The sequence below is a fragment of the Celeribacter sp. genome (genome assembly GCF_048261515.1).
GTDB lineage: Bacteria > Pseudomonadota > Alphaproteobacteria > Rhodobacterales > Rhodobacteraceae > Celeribacter.
This window is the reverse complement of the sequence record NZ_JBLXFZ010000007.1, coordinates 107,544-131,315: the sequence shown is the minus strand read 5'-3', so window position 1 is coordinate 131,315 and position 23,772 is coordinate 107,544. Positions and strand designations below refer to the sequence as shown.

Here is a 23,772-nt window from a genome sequence, read left to right as displayed (position 1 = left end):
TCCCGCTGGCGCCAGCCGAAAGGGAGACCATGTCCCCCATCGACAAACAATCCGTGATCGACCGCGCCCTTTCGGAGGGGTTCTCCAAGGTCGGCTTCGCGCGGCCCGACCTGCCTGAAGCGCGGGCGCGGCTGGATGCATTTGTCGAGGCGGGGCGTCACGGGCAGATGGGCTGGATGGCCGAGCGTATGGCATGGCGCGGCGATCCCACCGCGCTTTGGCCCGAGGCGAAAACCGTCATCATGCTGGCGGAGGCCTATACGCCCGACGTTGATCCGATGGAGGTCGTGGGTAAACCCGACCGTGGCGCGATCTCGGTCTATGCGCGCAATCGCGACTACCATGACATCGTTAAGAAGCGGCTCAAACGGGTCGGGCGCTGGCTGATCGAGGCGGCTGGCGCGGACACCGAGATCAAGGTTTTCGTCGACACCGCCCCCGTGATGGAAAAGCCGCTCGGCGCGAAGGCAGGGTTGGGCTGGCAGGGTAAGCACACCAACCTGTTGGGGCGTGATCTGGGCAGTTGGTTTTTCCTCGGCGCGATCTTCACCACGCTCGAATTCGACCCTGATCCAGCGGAAAGGGAGCGTTGCGGGTCGTGCCGCGCCTGTCTCGACGCCTGCCCGACCGATGCCTTCCCCGCGCCGTTCCAACTCGACGCGCGGCGGTGCATTTCCTATCTCACCATCGAGCACCACGGCCCCGTGGACGAAGAGCTACGCGCGAAGATGGGCAACAGGATCTACGGCTGCGACGATTGCCTCGCCGCCTGCCCGTGGAACAAATTCGCCGCCTCCGCAAAAGAAGTGCGCTATGCGGCGCGGGCGGACCTGCAAGAGCCGAAACTGGCGGAGTTGGCCCAGCTCGACGACGCCGCGTTTCGCGCGAAGTTCTCGGGATCACCGATCAAACGGGTCGGACGGAACCGTTTCCTGCGCAATGTTCTCTATGCCATCGGAAACTCGCAGGATCCGTCCCTGATCCCCGCCGCACAGGCGTCCTGCGACGATCCCGACGAGACAGTGCGCGATGCGGCGCGATGGGCGGTAGGGCGGCTTGCAAAAACATAGGTGCCCGCGATGTTGAGCCTCGCCGCAGGATCGCTACGCTACGAGCGAGCCAAAAGGACGCTTGAATCATGAATGTGATGCGAGGGATCGGATTGAAATTGGCGTCATTGGCCATTTTTCTGGCGATGGCCTCTTTCGTGAAATCCGCCTCCGCTGAAGTGCCCTCATATCAGGCCGCGTTTTTCCGATCTCTGTTCGCCATTCCGATCGTTGTGGGCTTCCTGCTCGCGCGCGGGGAATTGCGGAAGGGGCTGAAAATGGTGCGCCCGAAAGCGCATTTGGTGCGCGGCATTCTGGGCGCGGGCAGCATGATGCTCGGCTTCACGGCGCTATCAAAATTGCCCCTGCCCGATGCCACCGCCATCGGCTATGCGCGTCCCTTGTTCATCGTGATCCTGTCGGCCGCGTTGCTCGGTGAGCGCGTGCGCGTGTTCAGATTCACCGCCGTGGCAATCGGTATGACAGGTGTGCTGATCATCCTGTCGCCACGCCTGACCATGCTACACGGCACGCCGACACAAGACGAGATTTACGGGGCGATGGCAGCATTGCTCGCCGCGATCATCGTGGCCTTTATCCAGATCCACCTGCGAACCATGGTGAAAACGGAAAGCACGACCTCCATCGTGTTCTGGTTCTCCGTAATTGCCACGATTGTCACGGGGCTGACCTTCCCCTTCGGCTGGGTCATGCCGAGTGGCTGGGTGATGGTGCAACTGATCCTCGCGGGGCTACTTGGCGGGTTCGCGCAGGTGCTTTTGACCTCCGCCTATCGCCATGCGCCCGCCTCGACGCTTGCCTCGTTTGAATACACGTCGATGGTCTTCGCGATTCTTGTAGGCTACATCTTCTTCGATGAGGTGCCGACATGGATGACGATCATCGGGGCCGCGATTATCGTTGCTTCGGGGCTTCTTGTGATCCACCGAGAGCGGCAATTGGGCCTTTCTGCCGAACGGCTGAAAAAGACCACCGCCGTGATGTAGGCACCTATTCCGCAAATATCCGCTCCCAGAAACTCGCATCCTCAAGGCTTTCCTCCTTCTGCCGCTCAAGGATCGCCCGTTGCCTCGTGATCATGCGCTCGGCCTCAACGGCGGCGCGGATGCCCTCGGCGGCGCGTGTGATCGGATAGGGGCCAATGATGCTGTTACCGACCTTATAGACGATCGTGATCTGATTACTGCGCGGGCGGGATCGGAAGCGCACCTGCACCTTGGTCTGGAAGGTATCGAAAGCCTTCGCCAGCGCCGCCTCATGATCCGCGAGCGACATATTCGTCTGCGCCTCGGTGCCGAAGGTAATTTCCGCGATGATGAGGTTGCGGTCCTTGATCTGACCTGCGGCGATCAGCTTCTCCAGCGTGATAGCAAGCGGTCGCAGGCTCGGATTGCGCGTGACGTAATAGGCGGTCAGCGACACAATCGCGGGCGTGATGACCAACGCCGCGATGGTTGTAAGTCCGATGACGTCGCGCGTTCTCACAATTGGGCTCCACCATGATCCGTCGAAAGATCATGGCAGACACCCGTTTATGTCAGGTTAAATCGAAACGCGGCGTGGCGTCAGGCGCGCACCAGTGTCTCGTAGCTCTCCGCGATGTCGCGTGTGAGCGTGCCCACCTCGAAGGTATAATCACCGATCTGGCCCACGGGGGTCACTTCGGCGGCAGTGCCCGTCAGCCAGCACTGCTCGAAACCTTCAAGCTCTTCGAGTTGGATGCGGCGCTCGTGGACGGTGATGCCCTTTTCCTTGAGCATGGCGATCACAGTCTGACGAGTGATGCCATCGAGGATCGCGTCAGGGATGGGTGTGTGCACTTCGCCATCCTTGACGAAGAAGATATTGGCCCCTGTCGCTTCGGCCACATAGCCGCGATAGTCGAGGAAGAGCGCGTCAGAGCACCCTTTCGCCTCGGCGGCATGTTTCGACATGGTGCAGATCATGTAGAGACCCGCCGCTTTCGCCGCTGTCGGAATGGTTTCGGGCGAGGGGCGTTTCCATTTCGCGATGTCGAGCTTTGCGCCCTTCATCTTGGCGTCGCCATAATAGGCGCCCCATTCCCACGCAGCCACGGCCATGCGGACAGGGTTGCGGTTGGACGCCACGCCCATGTCTTCGCCCGCACCGCGCCATGCGATCACGCGCACATAGGCATCGGTCCAGCCGTTGGCCTTGAGCACATCGTATTTGGCTTTCTCGATCTCTTCGACCGAGTAGGGGATCGGCATATCGAGCATCTCGCCAGAACGCAGAAGGCGCTCGGAATGCTCGACGGATTTGAAAATTTTGCCGTTGTAGCAGCGCTCACCCTCGAATACCGACGAGGCATAGTGCATCGCGTGGGTCAGGATATGGACATTGGCGTCGCGCCAGTCCACCAGCGAGCCGTCCATCCAGATTTTACCGTCGCGATCGTCGTATGCACCTGCCATTGTATTTCCCTCGGCTTGAACCCTATCGGCGTGATTTGGTCCTGTCTTAAAATCGTGCTTCGCTACCAATTCAACCTTGGAATGTCAATAAGGCTGACTTAAAATGCCCCAACTCTGAAAGGACGGTTGGTCTATGGCAGATGGTAAAAATGGTAGCAATTCGGCTGGCGGCGCGCTGCTGTTCCTAACGGACGAACAGTTGCGAAAAGGGATCGAGGCGATGTTCTTTGCCTACCGCGGGTTCACGCAAGACCCCGACCGAATCCTTGACCAACACGGGTACGGGCGGGCGCATCACCGCGCTTTGCACTTCATCAACCGCTATCCAGGCACGACGGTGAACAACCTGCTCAGCATTCTTGGCGTGACAAAACAGTCTCTAAACCGCGTGCTTCGAGCCTTGATCGAGGATGGTCTGGTCGAAAGTCGTGTCGGCACCATGGACAAACGCGAGCGCAACCTGTTCTTGTCTGAGAGGGGGAAGTCACTGGAGGCGGAACTGTCCGAAGCCCAGCAAGCGCGTATGCGCGCAGCCTACCGCGAAGCGGGTCACGAAGCTGTTGCTGGATTTCGACGAGTTCTTGAGGCCATGATGGACCCCGATCAAAAGGCGCATTTCGACGCCTTCGAGGAGGGGAACGGTTGAAGAGTGACGTCCATCTACTGATTGTCGATGACGATGAGCGGATTAGAGACCTACTGAAGAAATACCTGATCCGCCACGGGTTCTGTGTCACCTCGGCACGGGACGCGGCCCATGCGCGACGGCTTCTTGACGGGTTGGAATTCGACCTCATTGTGCTTGATGTCATGATGCCGGGTGAGGACGGGGTCACGCTGACCCGCGACCTGCGCACACGGATTGCAACTCCGATCATGCTTCTGACCGCCAAGGGCGAGACAGAGGATCGCATCACGGGTCTTGAAGCGGGGGCGGATGATTATCTTGCCAAGCCCTTCGAGCCGAAAGAGTTGCTCCTGCGGATCAACGCGGTTTTGCGCCGCGTGCCCGAGGAAGCCCCCACCAAAGTTGCACCGAAGCTACTAAACTTGGGTCGCTTTCGCTATGACACCGACCGCGGCGAGTTGTGGGAGGGCGAGGCCCTTGTGCGGTTGACTGCGACCGAAAGCCAGTTAATGCGGATTTTCTCCGCCACCCCCGCCGAGCCTGTCACACGCAGCGAACTCGTCGAGCGGCTCGGGCGCGATGGCGGGCAGGCGCAAGAACGCGCGGTCGATGTTCAGATCACACGGCTGCGGCGCAAGATCGAACACGATCCGCGTCAGCCGCGCTACCTCCAAACCGTGCGCGGCGCGGGTTACATGCTGGTACCCGATTGAGCGGCAACACCACGTCCGAGTGACAAAAGTGGCTGGCAAGCCGCATCGCCACCCGTTAGGTTCTCAAGCGAAAGCAACCGACTTCCTTTGGGGGATGATCCAATGGCCGAACCAGATGTACAGACGATGAGCTTTGAGCAAGCCATGGCCGAGCTTGATCAGGTCGTTGGCAAACTCGAACGCGGCGAAGTAGCACTCGAAGAGAGCATCGCTCTTTATGAGCGCGGCGCCAAGCTCAAGGCGCATTGCGAGGCCAAGCTCAAGGACGCTCAGGAAAAGGTCGAAAAGATTTCGGTCGGTGGCGATGGCACCGCCACAGGCACCACGCCCGCCGAAGGCCTTTGAATGCAATCCGCCATGGAACACTGCCGCGCCCGGGTTGACGCCTGCCTGACGGAAACCCTGTCCGATCTGGGCACGCGCCCTGTTGAACAGGCGATGCGCTATGCGCTGACGGGCGGCAAGCGGCTGCGGGCCTTTCTGGTTATGGAAGGGGCGCAACTTCACGGGATCGGTCCCGACCAATCCGTTTGGGCGGCCAGTGCGATTGAGGCGATGCACGCCTATAGCCTCGTGCATGACGACCTGCCATGCATGGATGACGACGATCTGCGGCGTGGCCAGCCGACGGTTCACAAACGCTGGGACGAGGCGACGGCGGTGCTGGTTGGCGACGCGCTTCAGACCCTATCTTTCGACCTTCTGACACGACCCGAATTGGGCGTTTCGAGCGAGATTAGGGTCGAATTGATCGCCGCGCTTGCGCGTGCGGCGGGTGCCAATGGCATGGTCCTCGGACAAGCGCAGGACATTGCCGCCGAAACGGCGCAAACCCCACTCGACCTTGCCGCGATCACCGAATTGCAGGGGAACAAGACAGGGGCGCTGATCGAATGGTCGGCGCGCGCAGGCGCCATCCTCGGCGGCGGCGACCCGACGGCGCTTGGCCACTATGCCAAGGCACTCGGCCTCGCCTTTCAAATCCACGATGACATTCTCGATGTCGAGGGCGATATCGCCAAGACGGGCAAAGCGGTCGGCAAGGACGCCGACGCGGGCAAGGCGACCTTTGTCTCGCTGCTCGGTCTTGATGGCGCGAAAGCGCGGGCACAGGAGCTTGTTGACGAGGCCTGTGCGGCATTGAACCACTATGGAAGCCGTGCGGATGCCTTGCGGGACGTGGCCCGTTTCGTTATTTCGCGGGAAACATGACAGGAGACGTCCGTGTCTGATCGCCCCAATACGCCGACCCTCGACCGTGTGTCCGTTCCCGCCGATCTCAAGGCGCTGAGCGATGCCGAGCTTAAACGTCTCGCCAACGAGCTTCGGGCCGAGACGATTTCCGCCGTGTCCGAGACAGGCGGGCACCTTGGCGCGGGGCTGGGCGTGGTCGAGTTGACCGTTGCGCTCCATGCGGTGTTCGACACGCCGAAAGACCGTCTGATCTGGGACGTGTCGCACCAATGCTATCCGCATAAGATTCTCACAGGCCGCCGTGACCGTATTCGCACCCTGCGTCAAAAGGACGGTCTATCGGGTTTCACCAAGCGCTCGGAAAGCCCCTATGATCCCTTCGGCGCGGCGCATAGCTCCACCTCGATCTCTGCCGCACTCGGCTTTGCCGTGGCGCGTGATCTGGGCGGGGCAACCGAACACGGGATCGGGGATGCGATTGCCGTGATCGGTGACGGGTCGATGTCGGCGGGCATGGCATTCGAGGCGATGAACAACGCGGGCCATCTGGGCAAGCGGATGATCGTGATCCTCAACGACAATGAAATGTCGATTGCCGAACCTGTGGGTGCGCTGTCCTCCTACCTCTCGCGTCTCTACGCAGGCGCGCCGTTCCAAGAGCTGAAAGCCGCCGCCAAAGGTGCCGTGTCGCTCCTGCCCCACCCGTTCCAAGAGGGCGCAAAGCGGGCCAAGGAAATGCTCAAGGGCATGACCGTTGGCGGCACTCTGTTCGAGGAACTTGGCTTTTCCTATGTCGGGCCGATTGACGGGCACGATATGGATCAACTGCTGTCGGTTCTGCGCACTGTGAAATCCCGCGCGACTGGCCCCATCCTGATCCACGCTATCACCAAGAAGGGCAAGGGCTACGCCCCCGCCGAAGAGGCCAGTGATCGGGGTCATGCAACTGCGAAATTCAACGTGGTCACGGGCGAGCAGAAGAAGGCGAAGTCCAACGCGCCGTCCTATACCTCGGTGTTTGCAAAGGCTCTGCTCGACGAAGCCGCACGCGATGACAAGATTTGCGCGGTTACGGCGGCGATGCCCGATGGCACGGGTCTGAACCTCTTTGCCGAGCGCTATCCGTCGCGCTGCTTTGATGTCGGGATCGCCGAACAGCATGGCGTGACCTTTAGCGCGGGTCTGGCAGCGGGCGGGATGAAGCCCTTCTGCGCGATGTACTCGACCTTCCTGCAACGCGGCTACGATCAGGTTGTGCATGATGTGGCGATCCAACGCCTCCCCGTCCGTTTCGCGATTGATCGTGCGGGTCTTGTGGGTGCCGATGGTGCGACCCATGCGGGATCGTTCGACGTGGCTTTCCTCTCCAACCTGCCTGGATTTGTCGTGATGGCGGCAGCCGACGAGGCGGAACTGGTGCATATGGTCGCCACGGCGGCGGCGCATGACGAAGGGCCAATTGCGTTCCGCTATCCGCGCGGCGAAGGGGTTGGCGTCGAGATGCCCGAACGCGGTGTTCCGCTCGAAATCGGCAAAGGACGGGTCATCTCCGAAGGCTCGCGTGTAGCGCTTCTGTCCTTTGGCACACGGCTTGAACATGTGTCTAAAGCGGCTGAAAATCTCGCCGCACGGGGTATTTCCTGCACCGTCGCCGACGCGCGCTTTGCAAAGCCGCTGGACGAAAATCTCATCGCGCAACTGGCCGCAAACCACGAGGCATTGATCACCGTCGAAGAAGGCGCAATCGGTGGTTTCGGCTCACACGTGGCCGACTTCCTCGCCAATAGCGGTGCGTTCGACGATGGATTGAAGTTCCGTTCGATGTTCCTGCCCGATACCTTCATTGATCAGGCAAGCCCCGAAGATATGTACGCTGTCGCACAACTCGATGCAGCGAGCATCGAGCGCAAGGTTCTAACCGCCTTGGGCCTCGGCGACATTCGCGCGAAGCTGGCCTGACGCGCTAGAACATCGACAGGGACACGCCCAGAACAATTGCGGCAAACACCCCGATGGTGAGATATCCCGCGACGATCAGGAAACCGTCGCGCACCATTATGCCGAGAATCAATAGGGAGATCGCGAAGCAGGCCAGCGATGTCACCATTGGAAGGATTTCCAGAAAGGGCATGGTGATCGCAAGCAATGCGGTGAGCGAGAGTGCAACGAAACTCCACGGGCGCTGTGCCAGAAATGACAGGCGCTTTTCTGTGTGACCATCAACCCATTCCACGGGCCGCTCCAGCCAGTCGACCGCCTTGTTCACCCGCGAACAGGGCAGATTGCGTGAGCGAATGATCCGAGGAACCCATATGTGATCCGCACCAATCAGTGCCTGCACGGTGAAGACAAGGATGAGAATGGCGCCGAAGGTCGGCAATCCGGGAATGCCAGAAACGGGCGAGACCAGAAGCACCGCGGGCACAAGGATAGCGGGCGCGAAGGAACGGTGCCCGATCTCGTCAAGCACATCGCCTATGGATACCGTCGAACCCGAACAGGCATTTCGGAGCGCGTCGAGTATGTCGTTGAGTGAGCGAGGTTCCCGCATCATGATCTCCTTTATGAAGACCAAACGCGGTTCCCCCTGATTTCGTTCATTCCTGATCGAGCAATGCGCGGAGACCACCGCGATAGTCGGAATATAGAAGCGTGACGCCGAGATCCTCTTTGATCCGTGTATTGCGCACCTTTTTGCTCTCGGCATAGAAGCTGCGCGCCATGGGGGTCAAATCCGCTGTCTCGAAGTCGATTGCGGGCGGCACGGGACGCCCCAATAGCTCCGCCGCATAGGCAATTACATCCTGCGGAGGCGCGGGATCATCGTCGCAAACGTTGAAGATTCCGCTGGATTGGGGTCGATTCATGGCCGCCTCGACAACCTGCGCAATATCCTCGACATGAGTGCGGGAGAACACCTGTCCTTTTTTGATAATCCGCCGCGCCGTGCCCGCGCGGACCTTTGCAAAGGGACCGCGACCTGGCCCGTAGATGCCCGCCAAACGGAAGATGGCGAGGGGGATATCACGGGCGGCGGCATACGATTGCCACGCCGTTTCCGCTTCGACACGCATCTGACCGCGTTTTGTTGCTGGGGTGAGGGGTGTCGTCTCGTCAACCCAATCGCCCCCGTGATCGCCATATACACCCGTGGTCGAGAGGTAGCCGATCCACGACAGCCCCCGCGCGGCATCGAGCGCGTCCGTGAACCCCGCCAGCATCGGATCACCCTGCGCGTCGGGCGCGGCAGAAACCAGAAGATGCGAGGCCGCCGCGAGTGCGGGTGCGATATCATCGTCAGGCACCACCAGTGGCGTCACGCCCATCGCGCGCAACTCCTCGGCCTTCGCCCTGTCGCGCACCGTGCCCGTCACTTGCCACCCGTCACGCAAAAGTCGCCGAGATAGGGTAGTCGCACTATATCCGTGGCCAAAGACGAAGAGGTGTCGTGATTTCTCGGTCATCTGTGTTAGGGTCTCGCTCTTGCACAGCTAGGTGAAGTGATGACAAATGACCCTAATGTGCAAATACAAGAAGCCAAGGGCAAAGCCAGCCCAACCGACAGGAAAGAAGACGCAGCCGTGATCAAGTCCAGTGAAACGCTCCCCATCGAAATGCCTCAAATGCCCGCGCCGAAGGCCTTCTCGAACGCGGCCGAAGCCGTGGATATGCTCACAGAACTCTATTTGACGGCGTCTCATTTTCTGACCGAGAAGTTCTCTTTGGCCGCATCAGGCACCGCACCGACAGCGCGCTATCGCGCTTTTTATCCCGAGATTCGCGTCCGCACGACGTCCTATGCAGCGATGGATACGCGCCTGTCCTTTGGCCATGTCGCCAATCCTGGCATTTATTCGACCACGATCACCCGCCCCGACCTGTTCCGCAACTACCTGATCCAACAGATCGAGCAGATCGTGCGTAACCACGGCGTCAACGTCGAAATCGGCCCGTCCGATGTGCCGATGCCTGTGCATTTTGCCGTCGCCAATGACGCCGAGATCACCATCCCGCAGGAAGGCGCGATGGACTATCCGCTGCGCGATTTCTTCGACGTGCCCGATCTTGCGACCACTCACGACGATATCGTCAACGGGTTGGGCTATGTCCACGGAGACGGGTCGGGTGCGCTTGCTCCTTTCACGGCGCAACGCATCGACTATTCGCTCGCACGCCTGTCGCATTACACCGCGACCGATCCCGTACATTTCCAGAACCATGTGCTCTTCACCAACTACCAGTTCTACGTGAGCGAGTTCGAGGCCTATGCCCGTGCGCAGCTTGATAATCCCAAGAGCGGTTACACCTCCTTTGTCTCGACGGGCAACGTGGAGATCACAAGCGGGGAGGAACCGATCCCGCCCACGACGAAAATGCCGCAGATGCCGACCTACCACCTCAAACGTGCGGACGGGTCGGGGATCACTCTGGTCAACATCGGTGTTGGTCCGTCGAATGCGAAAACCGCAACCGATCACATCGCAGTTTTGCGTCCTCATGCGTGGGTGATGGTCGGGCATTGCGCGGGGCTGCGTAATTCGCAGCGGCTCGGCGACTTCGTACTGGCGCACGCCTACCTGCGTGAGGATCACGTCCTCGATGACGACCTGCCTGTTTGGGTGCCGATCCCTGCCCTGGCCGAGATCCAAACCTCCCTTGAGGCCGCGGTGGCTGATGTGACACAGCTTGAAGGCTACGACCTGAAGCGGATCATGCGCACAGGCACCGTCGCAACGATCGACAACCGGAACTGGGAGTTGAGAGATCAGTCCGGTCCCGTGCAGCGCCTGTCACAGTCACGCGCCGTCGCCCTAGATATGGAAAGCGCGACGATTGCCGCCAACGGCTTCCGCTTCCGTGTCCCCTATGGCACGCTCCTGTGCGTTTCTGACAAGCCCCTGCACGGTGAATTGAAGCTTCCAGGGATGGCGTCGGACTTCTATACAACACAGGTAGCCCGCCACTTGTTGATTGGCATTCGGGCGATGGAAAGACTGCGTGATATGCCCATAGAACGCATCCACAGTCGTAAATTGCGCTCTTTTGAGGAAACGGCCTTCCTCTAGAGCCCGAAAAACCAACAAAATACGGGAAAAATGCCCCTGATTGCATACTAATCGTTGTGCGCCCCCACAATATTCGCTTAAAAATGCGCAATAACCCCCTACCACAGGGGGGAGGTACGAGGAGATACACGAATGTCGAAACCGATGACCAAGACCCAACTTGTTGCCGCTCTCGCGGAAGAAATGGGTACAGACAAAAAATCCGCTAGCGCCGCTCTGGAAGCTGTGACTGGCATCATCACGAAGGAAGTCTCCGCCGGTGGCGCAGTGACCCTTCCCGGTGTCGGCAAAATCTACTGCCGTGAGCGCCCCGAGCGCATGGTCCGCAACCCGCAGACCGGCGAGCAGATGAAGAAAGAAGCGGACAAGGTTGTGAAAATGACCATCGCTAAAGCACTGAAAGACAGCGTGAACGGCTAAGCCCGTTGACAGAAATTCAGTGAGGGCCGCCCGATTGGCGGCCCTTTTCTTTTTCGCGGGGGTCGCATGGATATCAAATCGGTTGTTATGGGTGTTACCTTCGTCCTGATGTGGTCGTCGGCGTTCACCTCGGCACGGGTCATCGTATCAGACGCGCCAGCACTAGCTTCGCTTGCCGTGCGGTTCTACCTCTCTGGCGTCGTGGGGATCATCCTAGCGCGCGCTATGGGGCAGACATGGACCTTCACGCGACCGCAATGGCACGGGATCATCCTATTCGGCCTATGCCAGAACACCGCCTACCTCGGCCTCTATTTCCTCGCAATGAAAAGTGTCGAGGCCTCGCTTGCCTCGGTGCTGGCCTCATCCATGCCGCTCGTTGTGGCACTTTTGTCCGTTGTCCTCCTGCGGGAAAAGCTGCGTCCAATGGCTCTTGGCGGTCTTGTGCTCGGCTTTATCGGTGTCATGCTGATCATGGGCACGCGCCTTTCGGCAGGCAGCGATCCCCTCGGCCTTCTGATGTGCGTGGTCGGCACTGTGGCGCTTGCCATTGCCACACTGACCGTTCGCTCTGTTGGTGCGGGGAAAAACGTCTTGATGGTCGTGGGCATCCAGAGCCTGATCGGCGGGACGGCGTTGGTGTTCATATCACCCTTCGTCGATACCTATACCGTCAACTGGTCAAGCACGCTCGTCGGTGCAATGCTCTACACCACCTTTGTGCCAGGCCTGATGGCCACGTGGATTTGGTTCAAACTCGTTGAACGGATCGGCACGGTCAAATCCGCCGCCTATCACTTCCTCAACCCGTTCTTCGGCGTGGCGATTGCCGCCGCACTTCTGGGTGAAAAGGTTGGTGTCTGGGACGTGGCAGGCGTGTTGACGATCATGATCGGCATTCTCGCCGTGCAATTGTCGAAAGCCTGATTGAGCCGCGTTAGGGTCTATTCCCCGACAATTCCGCGTGGTCCATCACCCACCTGCCCACGATGCAAGAGCAGGTGGTCGAGCAGAACGCATGCCATCATGGCCTCGCCCACAGGCACGGCACGAATACCGACACAGGGATCGTGGCGGCCCTTGGTGATCAAGTCCGTTTCCTCGCCCGATTTCGTCACGGTTTTGCGCGGGGTCAGGATCGAGGACGTAGGCTTCACGGCGAAACGCACCACGAGGTCTTGCCCCGTGGAAATGCCGCCAAGGATACCGCCCGCGTGGTTGGAGGCGAACTCGGGACCATTCGGCCCCATCCGCATCTCGTCGGCGTTCTCCTCACCCGTGAGACAGGCCGCGTTCATCCCTTCGCCGATTTCCACACCTTTGACCGCGTTGATCGACATCATCGCCGCGGCCAGATCAGTGTCTAACTTGGCATAAATCGGTGCGCCGAGGCCCGCAGGAGCGCCTTTGGCGACCACTTCGACCACGGCACCCACGGAAGACCCCGACTTTCGAATCGTATCGAGATAGGCAGCCCAACTTTCAGCGGCTTTTGCCGAGGGCACCCAGAACGGGTTGTTGTCGATCTCGGCCATGTCGCGCGCGCCTTCGATCCCGTGCGGGCCGATTTGGGTCATGTATCCCTTGATCTCAATCTCTGGTGCGAGCTGCGCCAGAACGGCGCGTGCAATACCACCCGCCGCGACCCGTGCCGCTGTTTCACGTGCGGACGACCGCCCGCCACCTCGATAGTCACGGATGCCGTATTTCTGGAAATAGGTGATATCTGCGTGACCTGGGCGGAAGGCTTGCGCAATCTCGCCGTAATCCTTGGACCGCTGGTCGGTGTTGCGGATCATTAACTGGATCGGCGTGCCCGTTGTCTTTCCCTCGAACACACCCGAGAGGATTTCCACCTGATCGGGCTCGCGCCGTTGGGTCGTATATTTCGACGTTCCGGGTTTGCGCTTGTCGAGCCAGACCTGAAGCATCTCCTCGGAAATCTCGATACCAGGAGGGCAGCCATCGACGGTGGCCCCCAAGGCGGGCCCGTGGCTCTCACCCCAAGTGGTAAAGCGGAAAAGATGTCCGAACGTATTCATGCTCATGATGCGGCTCCTTCGCCCCCTCCTTTATCGTCTCGACGCCGCGCAGGAAAGGCCCCGTTGGTTCCCCTTGCGCTTTCCATCCCCTGCGCTACATTCGCGGCTACCTCGGGGTGCCAGACAATCTGGCTGAGATGCGCAATCGCGGACCCGTTGAACCTGAACCGGCTAACACCGGCGGAGGGAAGGTAGCAGCCCAACACGCTGACCTTTACTTCGCCCATACTATATGGAGCGAGCCATGAAATATGGACTGACACTTGCGGCAGGGATCGCCGCATTCGGCGCACAGGCCGATCCTCTCACGATCTACGCACCCGACTATTTCGCCTCGGAATGGGGCCCTGGCCCATCGATCAAAGCGGCCTTTGAGGAAAGCTGTGACTGCGAAATCGAATATGTCACGGGCGATGTGCTTCCGCGCCTGCTGCTTGAAGGCGAGCGCACCCGCGCCGATGTCGTGATCGGGCTGGCTTCCGATGTGACCAAGAAGGCACGCGAGACAGGGCTATTCGCGCCTCATGGGCAGGATTCGTCTCTGTTGACGCTGCCTGTTGAGTGGACGGACGACACCTTCCTGCCGTTCAACTGGTCCTATACCGCCTTCATCTACGACAACACGAAGATCACCAATCCGCCGACCTCGTTTGAGGAGCTGGTGAACTCTGATGAGGATTGGACCATCGCCATCCAAGACCCGCGCACCTCCGTGTCGGGCTTGGCCATGGTGCTTTGGGGGCATGAGGTTTTTGGCGAAGGTGCGCAAGAGGCATGGGCCAAGCTCGCGCCGAAAGTCAGCGTCGTCACGCAAGGCTGGTCAGAGGCTTATGGCCTCTTCGCCGATGGCGAAGTCGACATGGTGCTGTCCTACACCACCTCGCCCGCCTACCACATCATCGCCGAAGAGGACGACACCAAGTCGGCCGCGATCTTCGACGAGGGGCATTACATGCTTGTCGAGCTGGCGGCGAAGGTTGCAGACACGGATCAACCTGAACTGGCCGATGCCTTCATGGCCTTCATCCTTGACGAACGGTTCCAGTCGCTCATTCCGACCGCGAACTGGTCCTACCCCTCGGCCCTGCCCGAATCCGAGTGGCCCGCCGCGTTTTCGGAACTGAACTACCCGTCAAAAGCGCTCTACCTGCAGGAAGCGGACGCCGCCGCACTGCGTGACCAAGCGATTGCCGAATGGCGCGCCGCGTTCAGCCAGTAGTGCTCTGGTCGGGGCTGGGGGCGGCGGCGCTTGTCGCCTTCCTCAGCTTCGGCACATTGGCAACCGTCGCGCTGTCGGCGGAGAGCGTGAGCGCGCTCGGGCAGTTCGACTGGGCCGCTGTCCGCTTCACGGTCATGCAGGCGACACTCTCGGCGTTCCTGTCTGTCGGCTTCGCAATTCCCGTGGCACGCGCACTAGCGCGGCGTGACTTTCCGTTTCGCGGTCTCCTGATTGTCCTGCTCGGGGCACCGTTCATCCTGCCTGTGATCGTCGCGATCCTTGGGCTCACGGCCGTGTTCGGGCGATCGGGGTTCCTGTCGCATGTACTCGATTGGGCTGGATTTGAGCCTATTTCCATCTATGGCCTGCATGGCATTCTCATCGCGCATGTGTTTTTCAACCTACCACTTGCCGTGCGGCTCCTGCTTCATGGTTGGGGCACGATTCCCGCCGAACGGTTTCGTCTTGCTGCCGCGCTCAGGTTCAACGGATGGCAGACCCTGCGCCATGTTGAAGGGCCGATGTTGCGCGACATCGTTCCAGGTGCGTTGGCGGTGATCTTTCTCATTTGCACGACCTCTTTCGCGGTTGCCCTGACCTTTGGCGGGGGTCCGAAGGCGACCACAGTGGAACTCGCGATCTATGAGGCGTTTCGCTACGATTTCGACCTCGGCAAAGCCGCGCTTCTATCCCTGATCCAGTTTGGTATCTGCGCCATCGCCGCTGTGGCCTCGCTCCGGTTCCAAGTGCCGCAAGTCCTGTCGGGCGCACTGGGGCGTAAGGTCGAGCGCTTTGACCCTGATACGATTGCTCGACGTTTGGGTGACAGTTTCTGGATCCTCGCGGCGACACTGTTCCTGCTTGCGCCGCTGGTTACGTTGGCCTTCGACGGAGCAAATGGCCTCTTGGACTTGCCAACGTCCGTGTGGACGGCCGCAGGACGGTCGCTCATGGTCGCGCTCGGCTCCACTGCACTGACACTTGGCCTTGCCCTTGCGCTCTCCTTAGCCGCAATACAGTGGCGATGGTTGGAAGGCATCGCGCTCACCTCCATCGCTGCGTCACCCTTGGTGATGGGGACGGGTCTCTTTATCCTCGTATTTCCCTTCGCCGACCCAGCCTCCCTCGCCCTACCCGTCACCATGGTGGTCAATGCGATAATGGCGCTCCCTTTCGCGGTACGAATCGTGGCACCATCGGTAAGCGCGACCGAACGGAGCTTCGGGCAGCTGGCTGACGGATTGGGGGTAACAGGCTGGGCGCGGTTCCGCTTGGTGCTGTTGCCGCGCATACGCGCCCCTCTTGGCTACGCAGGCGGCCTTTCGGCGGCGCTATCCATGGGCGATCTCGGCGTCATTGCACTCTTCGCACGCCCCGATGATGCGACCCTGCCGCTCCAGATCTACCGTCTGATGGGCAGCTATCGCATGGAACAGGCCATGGGCGCTGCGCTGCTTCTCCTCGCTCTCAGCCTGATGCTGTTCTATGTGTTTGAACGAGGAGGACGTGGCCGTGCTGACGATTAAGAATGTGGTGATCCAAAGGGACACCTTTGAACTGTCCGCCAATTTCACGGTGCCCGATGGGGTCACGAAACTGGCGATGGTCGGCCCCTCAGGAGCGGGAAAGTCCACGCTGCTCGGCGCGATCGGTGGTTTCGTTCCGTTGGATCAGGGTCGGATTTCGTGGGAAGGACGCGACCTGACAGAGATGCCTCCTGTGGCCCGTCCAATGTCGCATCTGTTTCAAGACAATAACCTCTTCCCACATATGACCGCCGCGCAGAATGTCGGGCTTGGGATCGCACCTAACCTGAAGCTCTCCCCGCAAGATTGGGAGCGTGTCGAGAACGCGCTCGCCGCCGTGGGAATTGGTGGCATGGGGGGAAAGCGGCCAGCGCAGCTTTCGGGCGGGCAGCAGAGCCGCGTGGCGCTTGCCCGCATTCTCGTGCAGCGACAGCCGATTGTCCTGCTGGACGAACCCTTCTCCGCGCTCGGCCCCGCGATGCGGGTAGAGATGACCGCGCTTGCAAGTAAGGTGGGCACGGGCCTTGGCGCGACGATGTTGATGGTCAGCCACGACCTCGCCGATGCACGCCGGTTTGCGGATTACGTGATCTGGGTCGACACGGGCACCGCACATGCGCCGCAATCATGGGAAGAACTGGAAGCGGAGCCTCCAGCAGGATACCGCGCCTATGTCGGTGATGGTTGATCCCGTCCTCCATTCCAATCCGCAGAAAAAGAAAAAGCGCCCCGAGATGATCGGGGCGCTTTTCAATGCTGTCAGGGATCGTCGCGATCAAAGGTCGAATTTCTTGCCTTTATGCGGAGCCCAGAGCTTCTTGTTCGTGAGATAGAGAAGCGAGGTCAAAACCACGAGGAAGACCACCGCGAGGAAGCCCGCGTGTTTACGATCCATCATCTTCGGCTCGGCGGCCCACATCAGGAAGGCAGCAACGTCTTCTGCTTCGTGGTGCAACTCGTTGGAGTGACCATCGGCAAATTCGACATCCTCACCATAGAGCGGCGGAGCCATGGCGATCCAACCACCCGAGAACGCGGTGTTCTCGTAGTAAGTGGTGCCAGCTTCGACTTTCTCTTCACCCGTGTAACCCGTGAGAATACCCACGATATACTCTGGTCCGCCAATCCCTTTCAGGAACTGGTTGATCCCCGTGCCAGCGGGACCGTGGAATGCCGCGCGAGACTTCGCCATGAGCGAAAGATCGGGGGCATTCTGGCTTTCGTTGGCGGGGAAGTGGTCATTCGGCGTCAACGCGCGGAACTCGTCCTCAACCGCATCATAGAGATGCATGTTGGAGGCTTCGTCCATCACCGTGAACTGCTCCGCAAATGCACGGACCTGATCCTCAGGCAGCTGCGGCCCGCCCTCATCCGCAAGCGTGCGGATGGGAACGAATTTCAGACCGTGACACGCGGCACAGACCTCGGTGTAGACCTGCAGACCACGCTGAAGCTGCATCTGATCGTAGGTGCCAAAAGGCCCCTCGAACGAGAAGTCCACATCGTGGATATGGGCCGCATCGCCTGCTGCCATCGCCGCACTAGCGGAAAGGCCCAGTGCGGTGAGGGCGGAGAGGGTAAGTTTCTTCATCATTTTCCCTGTTTCCTTTCTCACTTGGCCGCGTCTTTAGCAGCGCCCGGGTAGTGAGCGACAAAATCGTCTTCGATGGTTTCGGGCGTCGGCAGCGGCTTCTCGATCACACCAAGCAACGGCAGGATAACGAAGAAGTAAGCGAACCAGTAAGTCGCACCGATCAGAGCGATCGTCGAGTAGGGCGGCTCGGCAGGCATAGCGCCAGCCCACATCAACACGATAAAGTCGACGACCAGAAGCCAGAACCACCACTTGAACATCGGGCGATATTTACCCGAACGCACGGAAGAGGTGTCGAGCCAAGGCACGAGCGCCATCGCGAAGATCGCGCCAAACATCGCCAGCACGCCGAAGAACTTCGCATCAACGATACCGCCAGTGATGATGGACGCGAGCTGAACAGCCCAGACATCCGCGGTGAATGCGCGCAGGATCGCGTAGAACGGCAAGTAATACCATTCAGGCACAATGTGTGCGGGCGTCGCCAGCGGGTTCGCTTCGATGTAGTTATCGGGGTGGCCGAGATAGTTGGGCATGAAGCCCACCACAGCGAAGAAGAAGACAAGGACGACGCCGAGGGCGAAGAGATCCTTGATCACGAAATACGGCCAGAACGGCAGCGTGTCTTTCTCGGCTTCCGCTTTGGAGGTGCGGCGCACTTCAACACCAGTCGGGTTGTTGTTGCCCGTGGTATGGAAAGCCCAGATGTGAACAACCACAAGTGCGGCAATCACGAAGGGCAGCAGATAGTGCAGTGAGAAGAAGCGGTTCAGCGTGGCGTTGTCCACGGCGGGTCCGCCAAGAAGCCACGTCTGGATCGGTTCACCGATGAACGGGATCGCACCGAAGAGGCCCGTAATCACGGTCGCGCCCCAGAAGGACATCTGACCCCAAGGCAGCACGTAGCCAAGGAAGCCCGTTGCCATCATCAGCAGGTAGATCAGCATACCCACGATCCACGTCACTTCGCGCGGCGCCTTGTAGGAGCCGTAGTAGAGACCACGGAAGATATGCAGATAAACCGCAATGAAGAAGAGCGACGCACCATTGGCGTGCAGGTAGCGCAGCATGTGGCCACCGTTCACGTCACGCATGATGTGCTCGATGGACGCAAAGGCCAGATCAACGTTCGGCGTGTAGTGCATCACCAGAACGATGCCCGTCACAATTTGCAACACAAGGCAGAAAGCCAGAACAATGCCCCAGATCCACATCCAGTTCAGGTTCTTGGGTGTGGGGATCATCAGGGTGTCGTAAACAAGACCCACAACAGGCAGACGAGAGTGAAGCCACTTCCCGGCGCCGGATTTAGGCTCGTAGTGATCGTGCGGAATACCAGACATCAGTTCCTCCCTCAGCCCAAAACAATTTCATCGCCGTCAAAGGCGGCGACGGGAACCGGAAGGTTCTCGGGGGCCGGACCTTTGCGGATACGGCCTGCGGTATCGTAGTGCGAACCGTGGCAGGGGCAGAACCAGCCGCCGAAGTCACCAGCACCATCGCCCAGAGGCACACAGCCGAGGTGGGTACAAACGCCCATCATCACCAGCCATTCACCACTTTCGTCCATCGCGCGGTTCTCGTCCGAAGCCTCAACGGCATCGCCAAGATTTTCGTTACGCGCGATCTGGTCGGGCAGCGCGGAGAGGTCTACGGCGCGGGCCGCGTCGATCTCTTCTTGCGTCCGACGGCGGATGAACACCGGCTTGCCGAGCCATTTCACCGTGAGCTGCGTGCCGGTTTCGACACCGGACACATCAACGCGGATCGAGGACAGTGCCTGAACATCCGCAGAAGGGTTCATTTGATTGACCAGCGGCCAGACGGCGGCCCCTGCTGCGACCGCACCAGCGCCACCGGTGGCGTAGTAGAGGAAGTCGCGGCGAGTGCCTTCGTGTTCGTCTACGTGGGACACGAGCTTTTCTCCATTGTCTTCTGCCGAAATTCGGCCAATGCGTGACAGGCCGCAGTTTCCCGCAGCCCTTCGTCGGCGCTTTTAGCGAGGTGATTGCCTCACGTCCAGCATACAATAGGACGCAGGAGTGGGCGCGTTGTCGCAAGAGACAGGTTTTTAGGCATTTGGAGGGCAACTGCGGTCGAATTTGCTCCCGCCGCTCGCGGATGCCGTGAATTTCAGCGCAGCGACGTTTGACATGATTATGCGCACTTTGCGTCGGGAAAGATCACTGGCACATCCCCAGCGGACCATTGCGGATACTTGGTCATGATCGCCGCGAAACGATCTGATCCTGTGAAATCATCAAGCCAGCGCCGCACACCACCCCAGTCCTGCGCATCAAACCAAGCGCGGTCGGTGTTGGCAAACTGGCGCACAAAAGTCACCGTCGCCATATCTGCAAGAGTCGGACGATCACCGAAAAGCCAAGCGGACTCGCGCAGTTGATCATCCACGCTCCACAGAATACTGGCTGCCGCGCCGCGCTCATCGACGGGATTAGCTCCCTCATAGCGCGTATGATATTTGTAGCGGTCCAGCGCGGTTTTGAACGGACCTTCAATGGCCGCGATCCATTCCTCTCCCCTGTCGGGCATATCGCGCCACCCTTCAGGATCATGCCGCGCCAAAGCCCAGTCCATGATATCTCGGCTCTCGTCTACGACCTGATCCCCGTCCACCAAAACGGGAACGGTCCCTTTCGGCGAGGCCTCCAACATCTCCTGCGGCTTGTCGCGCAACAGGATTTCGCGAAGTTCGGCTTCAATCCCTGCACTCGCCAGAGCAAGGCGGGCGCGCATGGCGTAAGGGCACCGGCGGAAGGAATAGAGGACGGGTCGGGTCATAGGATCACGCGGTCAGTTGTGCGCCGTCGATGCCGAGGATGGCCGCCGTGACGATCTCCCCCTCGACCTGCGGCGCATCAAAACGCACTTCGGTGAATTGCTCAGTGCGCCCCATATGCGGGTTTTCCATCAGGATGTGATGCGTGCGCCCGACTTGCTCCGCCAGATGCGCCGCAACCCGCTTTTCACCCGCTTCGCGCAGACGGGCCGCGCGTTCCTTGATGATCTTGCCGTTCACCTGCGAAGGGATTCGCGCCGCGGGCGTCCCCTCGCGCTTCGAGTATGGGAAGACATGCAGCCACGTGAGGCCGCATTCCTCGACAAGGCGTAGCGAGTTCTCGAAATGCGCCTCTGTCTCGGTCGGAAAGCCCGCGATGATATCGGCGCCGAAGGTCATTTCGGGGCGCAGCTTTCGCGCTTCTTCGCAAAAACGGATCGCATCGTCGCGCAGATGCCGCCGCGCCATGCGCTTGAGAATCAGGTCGTCGCCATGCTGAAGCGACAGGTGCAAATGCGGCATCAGGCGCGGCTCGGTGGCAATCGCCTGCATTAGCATCTCGTCAGCCTCGATAGAATCAATCGAACTGATCCGCAGGCGCGGCAAATCAGGCACCAGTTTGAGAATGCGCATCACCAGATCGCCCAAACGCGGGGTTGCAGGCAGATCGGCACCCCACGAGGTCAGATCAACACCCGTGAGGACGACCTCGTTAAAGCCCTTGTCCACGAGACGCTTGATCTGCTCCACGACCACCCCCGCAGGCACGGAGCGCGAATTGCCTCGGCCATAGGGAATGATGCAGAAGGTGCAGCGGTGGTCGCAGCCATTCTGGACCTGCACATAGGCGCGGCTCCGTGTGCCAAATCCGTCGATCAGGTGGCCCGCCGTTTCCGTGACGCTCATAATGTCGTCGACTTGGACGCGCTCGGTCTGACCGATGAAATCGGGGCCCATGGCGTTCCATGTCTCGATCTGCATCTTCTCGGTGTTTCCGATGACAAGATCGACCTCACCCATGGCGGTAAAGGTATCGGGTTCCGTCTGCGCGGCGCAGCCTGTCACGATGATCTTTGCATCGGGGTTGTCGCGGCGCAGCTTGCGAATTTCCTGACGCGCCTTGCGCACCGCTTCCGCAGTCACAGCGCAAGTGTTGACCACGACCGCATTCTCGACGCCCGCTTTCGCCGCGAGGTCTTTCATCGCCTCGGTTTCATAGGCGTTGAGGCGACAGCCGAGCGTCGCGAATATCGGTGGGTTCGCCGACATCACCCTTGCCCCAGAAATCGGGCGTCGAACTCGCCCTTGAACACAAGCGCGGTCGGACCCGTCATCCAGACACCATCGTCACGCCAATCCAGCGTGAGCCAGCCGCCATCTACTTCCATCCGCACACAGCGGCCCGTCAAGCCGCGCTCGACCGCGGCCACAGCCGTGGCGCAGGCGCCTGACCCACAGGCCAGCGTGATTCCCGTGCCACGCTCCCAGACGCGCATACGAATCTCGTCGCGTCTACGCACCTGCGCAAACTCGACATTGGTGCGTTCGGGAAAGAGCGGGTCATGCTCGACACGCACACCGCGTCCCGCCACATCAACCGCTTCGGCATCCTCAACGAAGAAGACAGCATGAGGATTGCCCATACCGACCGCCACGGGATCGCCTTCAATCGGCAGATGGCTCACATCTACGTCCTGCGCGAGCGGAACGTCGCGCCAGTCCCGTTGGGGATGGCCCATGTTGACTGACACTTCGTCACCCGCGCGAACAGCTTCCAAAACACCGCGCTCGGTGCGAATGGTCACGCGATCCGCGCCGCTCTCGTCGAGCATCAACCGCGCGACACAGCGCGTGGCATTCCCACAGGCGCCCGCGCGCGATCCGTCGCTGTTCCAGAAATCGAGCGTGATATCGGCTCCGCTCTCCCCGTCGCGAATCTCCGCGAGCTGGTCAAAACCGACCCCGCGGTTACGGTCGCCAACGGTTTTGGCCAGTTCAGGCGTGACACGCGCCGCTTGCCCCCGTGAATCAAGGATCACGAAGTCATTGCCCAGCCCGTGCATTTTAACAAAGGGCAGGCCCGAAGGAGAAAAGCTCTGTTGCATGGCCGCGCATATAAACCTTGTTTGATGCTTTTCCAAGAAATTCTCTGATTAGTGCTTGACGCCCCCGACCTGCGATTGTAGTTCCCCGCTCACGATAAAAGTGGGCCGTTAGCTCAGTTGGTAGAGCAACTGACTTTTAATCAGTGGGTCGCAGGTTCGAATCCTGCACGGCTCACCACTTTCATCCCAAGACCAAGACAGACGGAAATCACCCTCGGGTGGCTTCCCTGTCTTGTCTTGAATTCAGGCTGACGCCATTCGGCTCGTCTCTTGCCCCGAAAACCCGCAAGGCGTATTCACGTCGCAAAGCAATTCCATGCGAGGACCAAGCGGTGGCAAACTTCCTTTACAAAAACGATCTTCCCGATGACCTGGATCTTGGTCCAGTTGTGGCGATCGATTGCGAAACAATGGGCCTCAACCCGCATCGCGACCGCCTGTGCCTGATCCAAATGTCGGGCGGCGATGGAAACGCGCATCTTGTGCAGGTGTCCAAAGGGCAAACCGAAGCCCCCAACCTGTGCCGCATGTTGGAAGATCCCAATGTTCTCAAGCTCTTCCACTTCGGGCGCTTCGACATTGCCGCAATGTATCACACCTTCGGCGCGCTCGCGCAGCCTGTCTATTGCACCAAGATCGCCTCGAAACTCGTGCGGACCTTCACCGATCGCCACGGGCTCAAGAACCTTCTCGACCAACTGCTGAAAACCGACATTTCCAAGTATCAGCAGATGAGCGACTGGGGGGCCGAAGAATTGACCGACGCCCAGCTAGACTACGCCGCCTCCGACGTCCTCTACCTGCACAAACTGCGCGAAAAGCTGGATACCATGCTGGAGCGCGAAGGGCGCGTCGAGATGGCGCAGGCCTGTTTCGACTTCCTGCCGATGCGCGCGAAACTCGATCTCGCAGGCTGGCCGGACACTGACATCTTTGCACATTGATCGAGGGGCCGAGCCT

At 60.0% G+C, this 23,772-nt stretch carries 25 protein-coding genes, 1 tRNA gene and 1 riboswitch; of the genes, 15 read left to right on the top strand and 11 right to left on the bottom strand.

Annotated elements, in window-relative coordinates; genetic code table 11:
* The first annotated feature begins 29 nt into the window (after positions 1-29).
* Positions 30-1,070, top strand: a complete 1,041-nt coding sequence (queG, locus tag ACN0SC_RS13390) for a tRNA epoxyqueuosine(34) reductase QueG (protein WP_417250182.1) — start codon at positions 30-32, stop codon at positions 1,068-1,070.
* 68 nt (positions 1,071-1,138) lie between these two features.
* Entirely contained in the window at positions 1,139-2,056 is a 918-nt protein-coding gene (locus ACN0SC_RS13385; protein ID WP_417250181.1) for a DMT family transporter, read from the top strand.
* 4 nt (positions 2,057-2,060) lie between these two features.
* Here the strand turns inward: ACN0SC_RS13385 and ACN0SC_RS13380 are convergent, their stop codons facing one another.
* Together ACN0SC_RS13380 and ACN0SC_RS13375 are read right to left on the bottom strand one after the other, a co-directional pair.
* Complete coding sequence (locus tag ACN0SC_RS13380; protein ID WP_417250180.1) at positions 2,061-2,555, bottom strand: hypothetical protein; 495 nt, start codon at positions 2,553-2,555, stop codon at positions 2,061-2,063.
* Positions 2,556-2,635: 80 nt separating this feature from the next.
* On the bottom strand, positions 2,636-3,505 hold the full coding sequence (locus ACN0SC_RS13375) for a branched-chain amino acid aminotransferase (RefSeq protein WP_417250179.1): 870 nt from the start codon (positions 3,503-3,505) through the stop codon (positions 2,636-2,638).
* 133 nt (positions 3,506-3,638) lie between these two features.
* Here ACN0SC_RS13375 and ACN0SC_RS13370 point away from each other — a divergent pair, with 133 nt between their 5' ends.
* From ACN0SC_RS13370 to dxs, 5 genes are all read left to right on the top strand, one after another.
* A complete protein-coding gene (locus ACN0SC_RS13370) occupies positions 3,639-4,151 on the top strand; it encodes a MarR family winged helix-turn-helix transcriptional regulator (RefSeq protein ID WP_417250178.1) in 513 nt (170 codons plus the stop codon).
* Positions 4,148-4,846 carry a response regulator gene (locus ACN0SC_RS13365; RefSeq protein ID WP_417250177.1) on the top strand — a complete coding sequence of 233 codons (699 nt, stop codon included), beginning with the start codon at positions 4,148-4,150 and terminating at the stop codon, positions 4,844-4,846. The genes ACN0SC_RS13370 and ACN0SC_RS13365 overlap by 4 nt, the downstream gene beginning before the upstream one ends.
* A 102-nt stretch (positions 4,847-4,948) precedes the next feature.
* Complete coding sequence (locus tag ACN0SC_RS13360; protein ID WP_417250176.1) at positions 4,949-5,191, top strand: exodeoxyribonuclease VII small subunit; 243 nt, start codon at positions 4,949-4,951, stop codon at positions 5,189-5,191.
* A complete protein-coding gene (locus ACN0SC_RS13355) occupies positions 5,192-6,058 on the top strand; it encodes a polyprenyl synthetase family protein (protein ID WP_417250175.1) in 867 nt (288 codons plus the stop codon).
* Between the two features lie 12 nt (positions 6,059-6,070).
* Positions 6,071-7,999: a 1-deoxy-D-xylulose-5-phosphate synthase gene (gene dxs, locus ACN0SC_RS13350; protein WP_417250174.1), complete on the top strand. Its 1,929-nt coding sequence runs from the start codon at positions 6,071-6,073 to the stop codon at positions 7,997-7,999.
* Between the two features lie 4 nt (positions 8,000-8,003).
* Here the strand turns inward: dxs and ACN0SC_RS13345 are convergent, their stop codons facing one another.
* Both ACN0SC_RS13345 and ACN0SC_RS13340 read right to left on the bottom strand, forming a co-directional pair.
* On the bottom strand, positions 8,004-8,591 hold the full coding sequence (locus tag ACN0SC_RS13345) for an exopolysaccharide biosynthesis protein (RefSeq protein ID WP_417250173.1): 588 nt from the start codon (positions 8,589-8,591) through the stop codon (positions 8,004-8,006).
* 46 nt (positions 8,592-8,637) lie between these two features.
* Positions 8,638-9,504, bottom strand: a complete 867-nt coding sequence (locus ACN0SC_RS13340) for an SDR family oxidoreductase (RefSeq protein ID WP_417250172.1) — start codon at positions 9,502-9,504, stop codon at positions 8,638-8,640.
* Positions 9,505-9,654: 150 nt separating this feature from the next.
* Here ACN0SC_RS13340 and ACN0SC_RS13335 point away from each other — a divergent pair, with 150 nt between their 5' ends.
* The 3 genes from ACN0SC_RS13335 (at position 9,655) to ACN0SC_RS13325 (ending at position 12,453) form a co-directional block, all read left to right on the top strand.
* On the top strand, positions 9,655-11,106 hold the full coding sequence (locus tag ACN0SC_RS13335; RefSeq protein WP_417250294.1) for an AMP nucleosidase: 1,452 nt from the start codon (positions 9,655-9,657) through the stop codon (positions 11,104-11,106).
* Between the two features lie 132 nt (positions 11,107-11,238).
* On the top strand, positions 11,239-11,526 hold the full coding sequence (locus ACN0SC_RS13330) for an HU family DNA-binding protein (protein WP_417250171.1): 288 nt from the start codon (positions 11,239-11,241) through the stop codon (positions 11,524-11,526).
* Positions 11,527-11,592: 66 nt separating this feature from the next.
* The gene (locus ACN0SC_RS13325; protein ID WP_417250170.1) at positions 11,593-12,453 is read left to right on the top strand and encodes a DMT family transporter; all 861 of its coding nucleotides are present in this window, start codon (positions 11,593-11,595) and stop codon (positions 12,451-12,453) included.
* Between the two features lie 17 nt (positions 12,454-12,470).
* On the opposite strand, the gene aroC is transcribed toward ACN0SC_RS13325, so the two are convergent.
* Positions 12,471-13,574, bottom strand: coding sequence for a chorismate synthase (gene aroC / locus ACN0SC_RS13320; protein ID WP_417250169.1), 1,104 nt, complete (start codon positions 13,572-13,574; stop codon positions 12,471-12,473).
* Positions 13,575-13,670: 96 nt separating this feature from the next.
* Positions 13,671-13,774: riboswitch (TPP riboswitch) on the top strand.
* Between the two features lie 38 nt (positions 13,775-13,812).
* Between aroC and thiB the strand changes: the two genes are divergently transcribed.
* Genes thiB through ACN0SC_RS13305 form a run of 3 tightly spaced genes read left to right on the top strand, consistent with a single transcriptional unit; the run spans position 13,813 to position 17,001 of the window.
* Positions 13,813-14,787, top strand: coding sequence for a thiamine ABC transporter substrate binding subunit (gene thiB / locus ACN0SC_RS13315; protein ID WP_417250168.1), 975 nt, complete (start codon positions 13,813-13,815; stop codon positions 14,785-14,787).
* Entirely contained in the window at positions 14,763-16,313 is a 1,551-nt protein-coding gene (locus ACN0SC_RS13310; protein WP_417250167.1) for a thiamine/thiamine pyrophosphate ABC transporter permease ThiP, read from the top strand. The genes thiB and ACN0SC_RS13310 overlap by 25 nt, the downstream gene beginning before the upstream one ends.
* Positions 16,300-17,001, top strand: a complete 702-nt coding sequence (locus ACN0SC_RS13305) for an ATP-binding cassette domain-containing protein (protein ID WP_417250166.1) — start codon at positions 16,300-16,302, stop codon at positions 16,999-17,001. The genes ACN0SC_RS13310 and ACN0SC_RS13305 overlap by 14 nt, the downstream gene beginning before the upstream one ends.
* Positions 17,002-17,088: 87 nt before the next feature.
* Here ACN0SC_RS13305 and ACN0SC_RS13300 read toward each other — a convergent pair whose 3' ends face one another.
* The 6 genes from ACN0SC_RS13300 to dapF form a co-directional block, all read right to left on the bottom strand.
* Positions 17,089-17,907 (bottom strand): cytochrome c1, encoded by an 819-nt coding sequence (locus ACN0SC_RS13300; RefSeq protein WP_417250165.1) that lies wholly within the window; start codon positions 17,905-17,907, stop codon positions 17,089-17,091.
* Positions 17,908-17,924: 17 nt separating this feature from the next.
* On the bottom strand, positions 17,925-19,250 hold the full coding sequence (gene petB, locus ACN0SC_RS13295) for a cytochrome b (RefSeq protein WP_417250164.1): 1,326 nt from the start codon (positions 19,248-19,250) through the stop codon (positions 17,925-17,927).
* 11 nt (positions 19,251-19,261) lie between these two features.
* Entirely contained in the window at positions 19,262-19,822 is a 561-nt protein-coding gene (petA, locus tag ACN0SC_RS13290; protein WP_417250163.1) for a ubiquinol-cytochrome c reductase iron-sulfur subunit, read from the bottom strand.
* Between the two features lie 242 nt (positions 19,823-20,064).
* Positions 20,065-20,709 carry a glutathione S-transferase gene (locus ACN0SC_RS13285; protein ID WP_417250162.1) on the bottom strand — a complete coding sequence of 215 codons (645 nt, stop codon included), beginning with the start codon at positions 20,707-20,709 and terminating at the stop codon, positions 20,065-20,067.
* 4 nt (positions 20,710-20,713) lie between these two features.
* The gene (mtaB, locus tag ACN0SC_RS13280; protein ID WP_417250161.1) at positions 20,714-21,976 is read right to left on the bottom strand and encodes a tRNA (N(6)-L-threonylcarbamoyladenosine(37)-C(2))-methylthiotransferase MtaB; all 1,263 of its coding nucleotides are present in this window, start codon (positions 21,974-21,976) and stop codon (positions 20,714-20,716) included.
* Positions 21,976-22,812 (bottom strand): diaminopimelate epimerase, encoded by an 837-nt coding sequence (gene dapF, locus ACN0SC_RS13275; RefSeq protein WP_417250160.1) that lies wholly within the window; start codon positions 22,810-22,812, stop codon positions 21,976-21,978. Before dapF ends, mtaB begins: the two co-directional genes overlap by 1 nt.
* Before the next feature lie 102 nt (positions 22,813-22,914).
* On the opposite strand from dapF, the gene ACN0SC_RS13270 reads away from it, so the two are divergent.
* Together ACN0SC_RS13270 and ACN0SC_RS13265 are read left to right on the top strand one after the other, a co-directional pair.
* Positions 22,915-22,990 (top strand) — tRNA-Lys (locus tag ACN0SC_RS13270).
* 154 nt (positions 22,991-23,144) lie between these two features.
* On the top strand, positions 23,145-23,756 hold the full coding sequence (locus ACN0SC_RS13265; protein ID WP_417250159.1) for a ribonuclease D: 612 nt from the start codon (positions 23,145-23,147) through the stop codon (positions 23,754-23,756).
* The last annotated feature ends 16 nt before the right edge of the window (positions 23,757-23,772 follow it).

Coding starts and splice junctions, on each gene's coding strand:
- queG (WP_417250182.1), top strand. CDS start 30: ATGTCCCCCATCGACAAACAATCCGTGATCGACCGCGCCCTTTCGGAG.
- ACN0SC_RS13385 (WP_417250181.1), top strand. CDS start 1,139: ATGAATGTGATGCGAGGGATCGGATTGAAATTGGCGTCATTGGCCATT.
- ACN0SC_RS13375 (WP_417250179.1), bottom strand. CDS start 3,505: ATGGCAGGTGCATACGACGATCGCGACGGTAAAATCTGGATGGACGGC.
- ACN0SC_RS13370 (WP_417250178.1), top strand. CDS start 3,639: ATGGCAGATGGTAAAAATGGTAGCAATTCGGCTGGCGGCGCGCTGCTG.
- ACN0SC_RS13360 (WP_417250176.1), top strand. CDS start 4,949: ATGGCCGAACCAGATGTACAGACGATGAGCTTTGAGCAAGCCATGGCC.
- ACN0SC_RS13355 (WP_417250175.1), top strand. CDS start 5,192: ATGCAATCCGCCATGGAACACTGCCGCGCCCGGGTTGACGCCTGCCTG.
- ACN0SC_RS13345 (WP_417250173.1), bottom strand. CDS start 8,591: ATGCGGGAACCTCGCTCACTCAACGACATACTCGACGCGCTCCGAAAT.
- ACN0SC_RS13340 (WP_417250172.1), bottom strand. CDS start 9,504: ATGACCGAGAAATCACGACACCTCTTCGTCTTTGGCCACGGATATAGT.
- ACN0SC_RS13335 (WP_417250294.1), top strand. CDS start 9,655: ATGCCTCAAATGCCCGCGCCGAAGGCCTTCTCGAACGCGGCCGAAGCC.
- ACN0SC_RS13330 (WP_417250171.1), top strand. CDS start 11,239: ATGTCGAAACCGATGACCAAGACCCAACTTGTTGCCGCTCTCGCGGAA.
- ACN0SC_RS13325 (WP_417250170.1), top strand. CDS start 11,593: ATGGATATCAAATCGGTTGTTATGGGTGTTACCTTCGTCCTGATGTGG.
- aroC (WP_417250169.1), bottom strand. CDS start 13,574: ATGAGCATGAATACGTTCGGACATCTTTTCCGCTTTACCACTTGGGGT.
- thiB (WP_417250168.1), top strand. CDS start 13,813: ATGAAATATGGACTGACACTTGCGGCAGGGATCGCCGCATTCGGCGCA.
- ACN0SC_RS13310 (WP_417250167.1), top strand. CDS start 14,763: ATGGCGCGCCGCGTTCAGCCAGTAGTGCTCTGGTCGGGGCTGGGGGCG.
- ACN0SC_RS13300 (WP_417250165.1), bottom strand. CDS start 17,907: ATGATGAAGAAACTTACCCTCTCCGCCCTCACCGCACTGGGCCTTTCC.
- petB (WP_417250164.1), bottom strand. CDS start 19,250: ATGTCTGGTATTCCGCACGATCACTACGAGCCTAAATCCGGCGCCGGG.
- ACN0SC_RS13285 (WP_417250162.1), bottom strand. CDS start 20,709: ATGACCCGACCCGTCCTCTATTCCTTCCGCCGGTGCCCTTACGCCATG.
- mtaB (WP_417250161.1), bottom strand. CDS start 21,976: ATGTCGGCGAACCCACCGATATTCGCGACGCTCGGCTGTCGCCTCAAC.
- dapF (WP_417250160.1), bottom strand. CDS start 22,812: ATGCAACAGAGCTTTTCTCCTTCGGGCCTGCCCTTTGTTAAAATGCAC.